Below are 10770 nucleotides of genomic sequence, written 5' to 3' on the forward strand. Positions count from 1 at the left end.
ACGCCCGGTTACATTCCGAACCCGGAAGCTAAGCCTCACAGCGCCGATGGTACTGCAGGGGGGACCCTGTGGGAGAGTAGGACGCCGCCGAACAAATTGTGATAAAGGTCGGATCCTGAACTTCGGTTCGGGGTCCGGCCTTTTTTTGTTGTGCGTAACGTGTCGTTCACGTTGCGAGCACAGCATCCAGACATGGGAACTGCAGCAATGCTCAGGGCCGCCGGCGTCGGAGTCGGTGACGAGGTCGTCGTACCGGCCTTCGGGAACGCCGAAGTCGCCGAGGCCGTGACCCTGGCCGGGGCGCTCCCGGTCTTCGCCGACGTGGACCCGGTGACGTACTGCCTGGCCCCGGACGCGGTCGAGTCGGCCGTAACCTGCCGTACCGCCGCGGTCGTTGTCGTGCACCGCTTCGGACGGCGCGCCGACATCGCGCGGTTGCACGCGCTCGGGCAGCGGCACGGGCTGCTGGTGCTGGAGCAGGGTGAGTCCGAGGCGCCGTACGACGAGATAGCCCAGCGCAGGGAGCGAGCCGCTTATCTCGACGCCAAGCTCAAAGGCGTACGCACGCCGGACGGTGGCGACGGGCACACCTATCAGCAGTACGTCGTGCGCGTGCCGGGGAACGGCCGGCCGGACCGGGACGCTTTCGCCCGTGCACTGCGGACCAGGGGCGTTGACTGCCGGGTGCCGGTGAAGACCCCGGTGCACCGGCTCCCCGAGTTCGGTCGGTGTGTGTCACTGCCGCAGACCGAGCTGGCCGCCGACGAGACGCTCGCGCTGCCCGTGGACGCCACGCTCACCAAGCGGGACATGCAGCGCATCGTGTCCGCCTGCAACGCACTCGGCGGTCTGCTTCAGCCCGCCTTCTGACCGGGCACCGAACGAATTTGGGAACTGAGGCCCGCTCGGGGTACAGTTTCTTCGTCGCCGCGAGGGAAACCTCGAAAACGACAGGCCCCTATAGCTCAGTCGGTAGAGCGTCTCCATGGTAAGGAGAAGGTCAACGGTTCGATTCCGTTTGGGGGCTCAAACAAAAAGCCCCACCCTCACGGGTGGGGCTTTTTCATGCTTTCTCACACCTCCATGTGGATCCCCGGAACGCGCATCGCCAGAATCGCCATGTCGTCGGAGGGAGCGTCGGAGGCGAAGCGCTCCACCGCACGCATGATGCGTGCGGCGACCGCGCCCGCCGTCAGACCGGTGCACGTCGTGAGGACATCGGCGAGGCCGTCGTCGCCCAGCATGCGGGTGCCCTCCCGGCGTTCGGTCACGCCGTCGGTGACGCAGAGCAGCACGTCACCCGGGTCGAGGGTGACCGTCTCCTCGTACAGCTCCAGGTCCTCGATGACGCCCAGCAGCGGCTGCGGTTCGGCCGCCGCCGTCACCGTGCCGTCCTGGCGCAGGCGCAGCGGGAGCGGATGGCCGGCACAGACGACCTTCAGCTCCGCGCTGCCGTCCTCCTGCGGACGCAACTCGCCGTAGAGGAGGGTCAGGAACCGGCTGCGGTCGCCCTCGTCGAGGATCGCGGAGTTCAGGCGCTCCAGTACGGCCGGGCCACTGAGGCCCTCGCGGGCCAGCAGGCGCAGGGCGTGCCGGGCGAGGCCGGTGACCGCCGCCGCGTTGGGGCCCGTACCGCAGACGTCGCCGATGGCGAATCCGTACGCGTCGTCGCCGATGGGGAAAACGTCGTAGAAGTCTCCGCCGACCTCGTTGCCCTCGCCGGCCGCGCGGTAGATGACCTCGACCTCGACGCCCTCGATGTGCGGTGTGCCGGGCGGCAGCAGGCTGCGCTGGAGGGCCTGGCTGATGGCCGTGCGCTCCGAGTACAGGCGGGCGTTGTCCAGGGCGAGGGCCGCCCGGCGGCTCAGGTCCTCGGCGAGTTCCAGGATCTCCTGGCGGAAGTGCTCGTCGGTCGGCTTGCCGAGGGTCAGCATGCCGATGACGCGGTTGCGGGCGACAAGGGGCAGCACGACCGTCTCGCCGCCGACCGCGCCGGCCGTCGCGAGTGTCGGGCCGATGCCCGAGGCGACCTGGCGCGTGGGGCCGCCGGAGAGGCCGAGGCTGCGCATGGAGCTGCGCAGGGCCGCCTGGTGGGCGGTCTCCGCGGGGGCGGTCCACACGCGGGCGCCGGGCGTCGGCACCGGGTCCGGCGGCGGGACCTTCGACAGCAGCGACTTGATGCCGTCGATGAGTTCCTCGTCCTCGTGCAGGACGTACGACAGGTACGGCTCGGACGCCTGGTCGGCGATGGTGTACACCGCGCACCAGGTGGCCAGGGTCGGGACCGTCATCTGGGCCATCAGGGCCAGGGTCTGGTCCCGGTCCAGGGTGCCGGCCAGCAGGTCGGACGCCTCCACCAGGAAGCTCAGGGAGCCGCGGCGCAGCCGTTCCAGCTCGCCGAGGCGGGCCGACTCGACGGCCAGCGCGATGCGGTCGGCGGCGAACTGCAGGCGCAGAGCCTCCTCGTTGGTGTACCGGCCGGGTGCCTCGGCCGCCACGCCCAGGGAGCCGGTGAGGCGGCCCTCGACCTTCAGTGGGACGGTGACCACCGAGCGCATGCCGGTGCCCGAGAGCAGTGGTACGGCCCCGGGGACGGCGGCGAGGTCGTCGTGGACCGCGGGCATGCGGGCGGAGCCGTAGCGGCCGGGTCCCGCCTCGACCGGCACGCGCGCGAAGCGCTGGCGGGCGGAGGGCAGGCCGGTGGAGGCGCGGACCTCCAGCTCCGTCTCGTCGTCGGTGGCGAGCAGCAGGAACGCGGAGTCGGCGTCGAGCATGTCGCGGGCGCGTTCCACGGTGCGCTGGAGCAGGCCGTCGAGGTCGTCCGGGGCGGGGGAGCCGATGAACACCTCGAAGGGGTCGGTGCTCTTCCCGTCGGAGGACTGGTTCTGGTCGGTGGCCGGGATCCGGGGCGGGCTCTGCAGGACGGCGCGCTCGTGGTCGTGCACCAGGAGACAGACGGTGGAGGGTTCGCCGCCGGTGTCGCGGACCCTGAGGTGGGAGGCGTACACCTGGGCCACGCGGCCGTCGGCGCCGCGGATGCCGTAGGTGCCCTCCCAGCGGGAGAGCTGGAGGGCCTCGGCGATGCCGGTGCCGGTGCCCGGGGTGTGCGGCCAGGCCGCCAGTTCGGTGAGGGGTTTGCCGATGACGTCGGGCGCCGGGTAGCCGAACAGTTCCTCGGCGTCCTCGTTCCAGGCGCTGATGTTGCCCTTGCGGTCGACCTGGAGGACGGCGACACGGACCCGGCCGTCGGCCAGCGGGAGGAGGTCGGCGGGCAGGACCGGGCCGGCGGTGCGGGTACCGACCGGGCGTTCGGGCAGGTTGAGCTGGAACCAGACGTTCTTGTGGGTGGGGGTGTAGTCCACGCCCCAGCGGGTGGCCAGGGCCGCGCAGAGCTGGAGGCCACGGCCGCCCTCGCGGTCGGGGCTGCCCATGGCGGCGGCGGAGCTCTGGAGGGGCACCTCGCGCTCCGGGTAGCGGTCGGCGACCTCGATGCGCACGCCCTCCTCCGTGCGCAGGCACAGCACCTCCGCGTGCGTGCCCGCGTGGACGACCGCGTTGGTCACCAGTTCGCTGGTGAGAACGACCGCGTCATCGACGATGTCGGCGAATCCCCAGCCCTGGAGGGTGTCGCGGACGAAGGACCGGGCGGTCGCGACCGATCGTCCGACGGGCTCGAAACTGGCGGCCGCGCGCGCGGTGATCACAGAACTCCTCGGCCGGTTGTCGGCATGCAGGGCTGTCTCGCCGACCGGCTCGCGCCGCTGCTGCGGCATCAGCTCGCCCGTCGGCTGTGGCTCCGGGGGTTGTCCCCCGGGGATCACTCCGGTGGTCATGGTGTCCGGCCGCCCCTCCGATGCCCGCTCCTACTCGTGCCACCGCCCAGGCCGGTCGGACCGGTGCGGCTGGACAGCCGCATGCAAGGTTACTTACCTTCGCCGTCCGAGCGGATGCCGGTCGCAGGTGTTTACGCCCCCAGGGTGTGCGGACGATGTGCGAAGCTGCCGAACTGTTATGGCCTGGTTCGGCCGGGGTGAAACACTGGGCAAGCTTCTGATGAAGGTCGGGTCGGGCTGCGTGTGTTCCGTGCGCGGCGGGCAGCAGCCTCTGGTGCGGCCTGATCTCGTCTGGCAGGAATACGCGGAAGTATCCGGTACGCGGAAGTAACCGGTATGCCGAGGACCGGCACGCCGGGGCCCAAGCGGCCGAGACAGCAGTAGTGGTCTACCCCTCCGGGAGGGACACAGTGGAGTCTGGCGCGGCGACGCGAAGCACGAGGACGCGCGCGAAAGGCGGACCTTCCCTGGGCAGGAGCGGCGGTACCACCGCCGTGGACACGGCTGCCCTGAACCGGCTGCTGGCGGCTCTCGTGGCGATGCGGGAGGGCAACTTCCGCAAGCGGCTCACGGTGTCCGGGGACGGCGTGATGTCGGAGATCGCGGCTGTCTTCAACGAGGTGGCCGACCGGAATCTGCATCTGACCGGTGAGCTGTCGCGCGTGCGGCGCATGGTGGGGCGTGAGGGAAAACTCACGGAACGGCTGGAGGCCGGTGCCTGTGAGGGCTCCTGGGCGACGGCCATCGACAACTCCAACGCGCTGGTGGACGATCTCGTCTGGCCCGTCTCGGAGGTCAGCCGGGTGCTCACGGCGGTCGCCGAGGGTGATCTGTCGCCGCGGATGGAGCTGCGGACGCAGGCACCGGACGGCGGTACGGGGCATCCGCTGCGCGGTGAGTTCCTGAAGGTCGGCCGTACCGTCAACAACCTGGTCGACCAGCTGTCGACGTTCACGGACGAGGTCACGCGCGTGGCCAGCGAGGTCGGCACCGAGGGCAAGCTGGGTGGTCAGGCCCGGGTGCGCGGTATGTCGGGTTCGTGGAAGGACCTGACCGAGTCGGTCAACACGATGGCGTACCGGCTGACCGCGCAGGTGCGGGACATCGCGCTGGTGACCACGGCGGTCGCCAAGGGTGATCTGTCGCGCAAGGTGACCGTCCATGTCGCCGGCGAGATGCTGGAGCTGAAGAACACCGTCAACACGATGGTGGACCAGCTGTCGTCCTTCTCCTCCGAGGTCACGCGGGTGGCCCGCGAGGTGGGCACCGAGGGCATCCTGGGCGGCCAGGCGCAGGTGCCCGGGGTGGCCGGTGTGTGGAAGGAGCTGACCGACTCCGTCAACACGATGGCGGGCAACCTGACCGCGCAGGTCCGTGGGATCTCGCAGGTCACGACCGCTGTCGCCAACGGTGACCTGTCGCAGAAGGTGACCGTTCCGGCGCGCGGGGAGGTGGCGCAGCTCGCCGAGACGATCAACCAGATGACCGAGACGCTGCGGATCTTCGCGGACGAGGTCACGCGCGTGGCGAACGAGGTCGGTGCGGAGGGGCGGCTCGGCGGGCAGGCGAACGTGCCGGGCGCGGCCGGTACGTGGAAGGACCTGACGGACTCCGTCAACACGGTCTTCCGGAACCTGACCACGCAGGTGCGGGACATCGCCGCCGTGACGACCGCGGTGGCCAGCGGTGACCTGTCGCAGAAGGTCACCGTGGATGTGGCCGGCGAGATGCTGGAGCTGAAGAACACCGTCAACGGCATGGTGGACCAGCTGTCGTCTTTCGGTGCCGAGGTGACGCGGGTCGCGCGGGAGATCGGTGTCGAGGGTGAGCTGGGCGGTCAGGCGCAGGTGCCGGGCGCGGCCGGTACGTGGAAGGACCTGACGGACTCCGTCAACACCGCGTTCCGCAACCTCACCGGCCAGGTGCGCAACATCGCCCAGGTGACGACGGCGGTCGCCAACGGTGATCTGTCGCAGAAGGTCACCGTGGACGTGTCCGGTGAGATGCTCCAGCTGAAGAACACCGTGAACACGATGGTGGACCAGCTCTCCTCGTTCGCCGACCAGGTGACGCGGATGGCCCGGGACGTGGGTACGGAGGGCAGGCTGGGCGGTCAGGCCCGGGTGGACGGCGTCTCCGGTACGTGGAAGGAGTTGACGGACTCCGTCAACTTCATGGCCGGGAACCTGACCTCGCAGGTGCGGCAGATCGCGCAGGTGACGACGGCGGTGGCGCGGGGTGACCTGTCGCAGAAGATCGACGTTGACGCGCGCGGCGAGATCCTTGAGCTGAAGAACACGATCAACACGATGGTTGATCAGCTGTCCGCTTTCGCCGACCAGGTGACCCGGGTCGCGCGCGATGTGGGTACCGAGGGGCGCCTCGGCGGGCAGGCGCAGGTGCCCGGTGTCGCCGGTGTGTGGCGGGACCTGACCGACTCCGTGAACGGCATGGCGGGCAACCTCACGGCCCAGGTGCGCAACATCGCGCAGGTCGCCACCGCCGTGGCGCGCGGTGACCTCTCCCAGAAGATCACCGTGGACGCGCGCGGGGAGATCCTGGAGCTGAAGAACACGCTGAACACGATGGTGGACCAGCTGTCGTCGTTCGCCGACCAGGTCACGCGCGTGGCCCGGGAGGTGGGCACGGAGGGCATCCTCGGCGGGCAGGCCGAGGTGCAGGGTGTCTCCGGCACCTGGAAGGACCTCACGCAGTCCGTGAACTTCATGGCGAACAACCTGACCATCCAGGTGCGCAACATCGCCGAGGTCACGACGGCGGTCGCCAAGGGTGACCTGTCGAAGAAGATCACTGTTGACGCGAAGGGCGAGATCCTTGAGCTCGTCACGACGGTCAACACGATGGTTGATCAGCTGTCCAGTTTCGCCGAGCAGGTGACCCGGGTGGCCCGTGAGGTGGGTACCGAGGGCATTCTGGGCGGTCAGGCGCACGTGCCGGGTGTGACGGGCATCTGGAAGGACCTCAGCAACAACGTCAACCTGATGGCCAACAACCTGACCATGCAGGTGCGGAACATCTCGCAGGTGTCCGCGGCCGTCGCCAACGGCGACCTGACGCGGCAGGTGACGATCGAGGCGCGCGGTGAGGTGGCGCAGCTCGCCGACACGATCAACACGATGGTGAAGACGCTGAGTTCGTTCGCCGACCAGGTCACCAAGGTGGCCCGTGAGGTCGGTACGGACGGCATCCTCGGTGGCCAGGCGCATGTGCCGGGTGTGGCCGGCACCTGGAAGGACCTCACCGAGTCGGTGAACCAGATGGCGTCGAACCTGACCGGTCAGGTGCGCAACATCGCCATGGTGACCACGGCCATCGCCAAGGGTGACTTGACGAAGAAGATCGACATTGACGCTCGTGGCGAGATCCTCGAGCTGAAGACGACGATCAACACGATGGTCGACCAGCTGTCCAGCTTCGCCGAGGAGGTCACGCGTGTGGCCCGCGAGGTGGGTACGGAAGGGCAGCTGGGCGGCCAGGCACGCGTGCGTGACGTCGACGGCACATGGCGCGACCTCACCGAGTCGGTGAACGAGATGGCCGGGAACCTGACCCGGCAGGTGCGTGCCATCGCGCGCGTGGCGACCGCGGTGACCCGCGGCGACCTGAATCTGAAGATCGACGTGGACGCGTCCGGGGAGATCCAGGAACTGCAGGACTACATCAACAAGATGATCGCCAACCTGCGGGACACCACGATCGCCAACAAGGAGCAGGACTGGCTCAAGGGCAACCTGGCCCGCATCTCCGCCCTCATGCAGGGCCGCCGGGACCTGGAGGACGTGGCCTCGCTGATCATGAGCGAGCTGACCCCGGTGGTGTCCGCCCAGCACGGCGCGTTCTTCCTGGTGATGCCGCAGATGGAGGGCAGGGGTGTCGGCACCGGCGAGGACGACTACGAGCTGCGGATGCTGGGCTCGTACGGCTACTCGATGGGCTCCATGCCGACGTCGTTCCGGCCCGGTGAGGCCCTGATCGGCACGGCCGCCGAGGAGAAGCGCACGATCCTGGTGGACAACGCGCCCAGTGGCTATCTGAAGGTCTCCTCCGGGCTCGGCGAGGCCCCGCCCGCCCAGGTGATCGTGCTGCCGGTGCTGTTCGAGGGCAACGTGCTCGGCGTGATCGAGCTGGCCTCCTTCACGCCGTTCACGCAGATCCAGCGTGACTTCCTCAACCAGATCGCCGAGATGATCGCGACCAGCGTCAACACCATCTCCGTCAACACCAAGACCGAACAGCTGCTCAAGCAGTCGCAGGAGCTGACCGAGCAGCTGCGGGAGCGGTCGGCGGAGCTGGAGAACCGGCAGAAGGCACTCCAGGCATCCAACGCCGAACTGGAGGAGAAGGCCGAGCTGCTGGCCCGGCAGAACCGGGACATCGAGGTGAAGAACACCGAGATCGAGGAGGCCCGGCAGGTCCTGGAGGAGCGCGCCGAGCAGCTCGCGGTCTCGATGCGCTACAAGAGCGAGTTCCTCGCGAACATGTCGCACGAACTGCGCACCCCGCTCAACTCGTTGCTGATCCTGGCGAAGCTGCTCGCCGACAACGCCGAGGGCAACCTGTCACCGAAGCAGGTGGAGTTCGCCGAGACCATTCACGGGGCAGGGTCCGACCTGCTGCAACTGATCAACGACATCCTCGACCTGTCGAAGGTCGAGGCGGGCAAGATGGACGTCTCCCCGACCCGTATCGCGCTCGTCCAGCTGGTGGACTACGTGGAGGCCACCTTCCGGCCGCTGACCGCGGAGAAGGGCCTGGACCTGTCGGTGCGGGTCTCTCCGGAGCTGCCGGCGACCCTGCACACCGACGAGCAGCGGCTGCTGCAGGTGCTGCGCAACCTGTTGTCCAACGCGGTGAAGTTCACCGACTCCGGTTCGGTGGAGCTGGTGATCCGGCCCGCCGGCGCGGGAGTGCCGCAGCCCATCCGGGAGCAGCTGCTGGAGGCCGGTTCGCTGGCCGATCCGGACGGCGAGCTGATCGCGTTCTCGGTGACCGACACCGGCATCGGCATCGCGGCCAGCAAGATGCGGGTGATCTTCGAGGCGTTCAAGCAGGCGGACGGCACCACCAGCCGCAAGTACGGCGGTACCGGCCTCGGCCTGTCGATCTCGCGGGAGATCGCGCAGTTGCTCGGCGGTGAGATCCACGCGCAGAGCGAACCGGGCCGTGGCTCGACGTTCACGCTCTACCTGCCCCTGCACCCGAGTGAGCTGCCGCCGCAGGGCTACCAGCAGTCCGTGCCCGCTCTGGAGGCCGGCGACCTGGTCGCCTCCGAGGCGCGCGTGTCCTCGGAGCTGTCCGCGGTGGAGATCGAGACGCCGGCCGAGGTGAAGTCGTACCAGGAGACGCAGAACGGCCCCGCCGCGCTCTTCCGGCGCCGGCGGCGCAGCATGCCCGAGGAGACGCAGCGGTTCGACCAGTGGACGGTCGCCACCGAGCAGGAGCGCGCGCCGCAGCCGGGGCGCGTGGTGCGGTTCGGTGGCGAGAAGGTGCTGATCGTCGACGACGACATCCGCAATGTGTTCGCGCTCACCAGCGTCCTGGAGCAGCATGGCCTGTCGGTGCTGTACGCCGAGAACGGCCGCGAGGGAATCGAGGTGCTGGAACAGCACGACGATGTGGCGGTCGTCCTGATGGACATCATGATGCCGGAGATGGACGGGTACGCGACCACCACGGCGATCCGTCGTATGCCCCAGTTCGCCGGGCTGCCGATCATCGCGCTCACCGCGAAGGCGATGAAGGGTGACCGGGAGAAGGCGATCGAATCGGGTGCCTCCGACTATGTCACCAAGCCGGTCGATCCCGATCACCTGCTGTCGGTGATGGGCCAGTGGATGACCACGGAGTGACCGGGGCGGGCGCGGCCGGGCCGGGCGTGAACGCCGGGGGAACTTACGGCGTCCCTCGGGAGTTGCTGCATGATGAGGGCCGGGAACATGCGGGAATCCCGGATTCCGGGAACCATCCGGGGTCCTGCCGCGTTTCCGTTATGTGCACAGTGACATCGCGGTGACAGGGTGTGGCGACAGGCGGGGTGCGGCTACGATGACCGGCACAAGGACGGGCGGCGAAAGGGAGTCGTCCCCTGGGGCGGCGCCCGGTGTACCGCCGGGGCGAGGAGGGCGGGCCATGGTGCAGAAGGCCAAGATCCTCCTGGTCGATGACCGGCCGGAGAATCTGCTGGCGCTGGAGGCCATCCTCTCTGCGCTCGATCAGACGCTGGTGCGGGCATCGAGCGGGGAGGAAGCGCTCAAAGCACTGCTCACGGACGATTTCGCGGTCATTCTGCTGGACGTCCAGATGCCGGGCATGGACGGGTTCGAGACCGCCGCCCACATCAAGCGGCGCGAGCGGACCCGGGACATCCCGATCATCTTCCTCACGGCGATCAACCACGGGCCGCACCACACCTTCCGGGGCTATGCGGCGGGCGCGGTGGACTACATCTCCAAGCCGTTCGACCCGTGGGTGCTGCGCGCGAAGGTCTCGGTCTTCGTCGAGCTGTACATGAAGAACTGCCAGCTGCGTGAGCAGGCGGCGCTGCTGCGGCTCCAGTTGGAGGGCGGCGGCAAGGGCGGGGTCGCGGGCAAGGAATCGGCCGGGCTGCTCGCCGAGCTGTCCGCGCGGCTCGCGGCCGTCGAGGAGCAGGCGGAGGCGCTGTCCAAGCAGCTGGACGACGACTCCGCGGACGCGGCGGCGGTGGCCACGGCGGCCCACTTGGAGCGCAAACTCACCGGCTTGCGCCGTGCGCTCGATGCCCTGGAGCCGGGCACGGGCGGCGGCGGTGCCCCGGTGCCGTCGCAGAACTGACGTGGGCGCGGACCGCAGTTGCGGATAAGTGTGCGTCAGTTCCGGTCCTCGGTAAGCACGACACGAACGGGTGAAGCCGTGGCCACGCGTGTCCGCTGTCGTCTCC

At 69.0% G+C, this 10770-nt stretch carries 4 protein-coding genes, 1 tRNA gene and 1 rRNA gene; 5 read left to right on the plus strand and 1 reads right to left on the minus strand.

All coding sequences use genetic code 11. From position 1 onward, the window contains the following. From rrf to ACIGYR_RS34625, 3 genes are all read left to right on the plus strand, one after another. Positions 1–93 (plus strand): 5S ribosomal RNA (gene rrf, locus ACIGYR_RS34615); the annotation flags it as partial. A 114-nt stretch (positions 94–207) separates the two neighbouring features. Continuing rightward, positions 208–870, plus strand: coding sequence for a DegT/DnrJ/EryC1/StrS family aminotransferase (locus ACIGYR_RS34620; protein ID WP_399607885.1), 663 nt, complete (start codon positions 208–210; stop codon positions 868–870). An 84-nt stretch (positions 871–954) separates the two neighbouring features. Further along, positions 955–1027 (plus strand) — tRNA-Thr (locus tag ACIGYR_RS34625). Between the two features lie 46 nt (positions 1028–1073). On the opposite strand, the gene ACIGYR_RS34630 is transcribed toward ACIGYR_RS34625, so the two are convergent. Beyond that, on the minus strand, positions 1074–3833 hold the full coding sequence (locus tag ACIGYR_RS34630; RefSeq protein WP_399607585.1) for a SpoIIE family protein phosphatase: 2760 nt from the start codon (positions 3831–3833) through the stop codon (positions 1074–1076). Between the two features lie 410 nt (positions 3834–4243). On the opposite strand from ACIGYR_RS34630, the gene ACIGYR_RS34635 reads away from it, so the two are divergent. Together ACIGYR_RS34635 and ACIGYR_RS34640 are read left to right on the plus strand one after the other, a co-directional pair. Beyond that, positions 4244–9703 (plus strand): HAMP domain-containing protein, encoded by a 5460-nt coding sequence (locus ACIGYR_RS34635; RefSeq protein ID WP_399607588.1) that lies wholly within the window; start codon positions 4244–4246, stop codon positions 9701–9703. 280 nt (positions 9704–9983) lie between these two features. Then, a complete protein-coding gene (locus tag ACIGYR_RS34640) occupies positions 9984–10664 on the plus strand; it encodes a two-component system response regulator (protein WP_391847410.1) in 681 nt (226 codons plus the stop codon). The last annotated feature ends 106 nt before the right edge of the window (positions 10665–10770 follow it).

Source organism: Streptomyces sp. NPDC053076 (assembly GCF_044546845.1).
GTDB lineage: Bacteria > Actinomycetota > Actinomycetes > Streptomycetales > Streptomycetaceae > Streptomyces.

Coding starts and splice junctions, on each gene's coding strand:
- ACIGYR_RS34620 (WP_399607885.1), top strand. CDS start 208: ATGCTCAGGGCCGCCGGCGTCGGAGTCGGTGACGAGGTCGTCGTACCG.
- ACIGYR_RS34630 (WP_399607585.1), bottom strand. CDS start 3,833: ATGACCACCGGAGTGATCCCCGGGGGACAACCCCCGGAGCCACAGCCG.
- ACIGYR_RS34640 (WP_391847410.1), top strand. CDS start 9,984: ATGGTGCAGAAGGCCAAGATCCTCCTGGTCGATGACCGGCCGGAGAAT.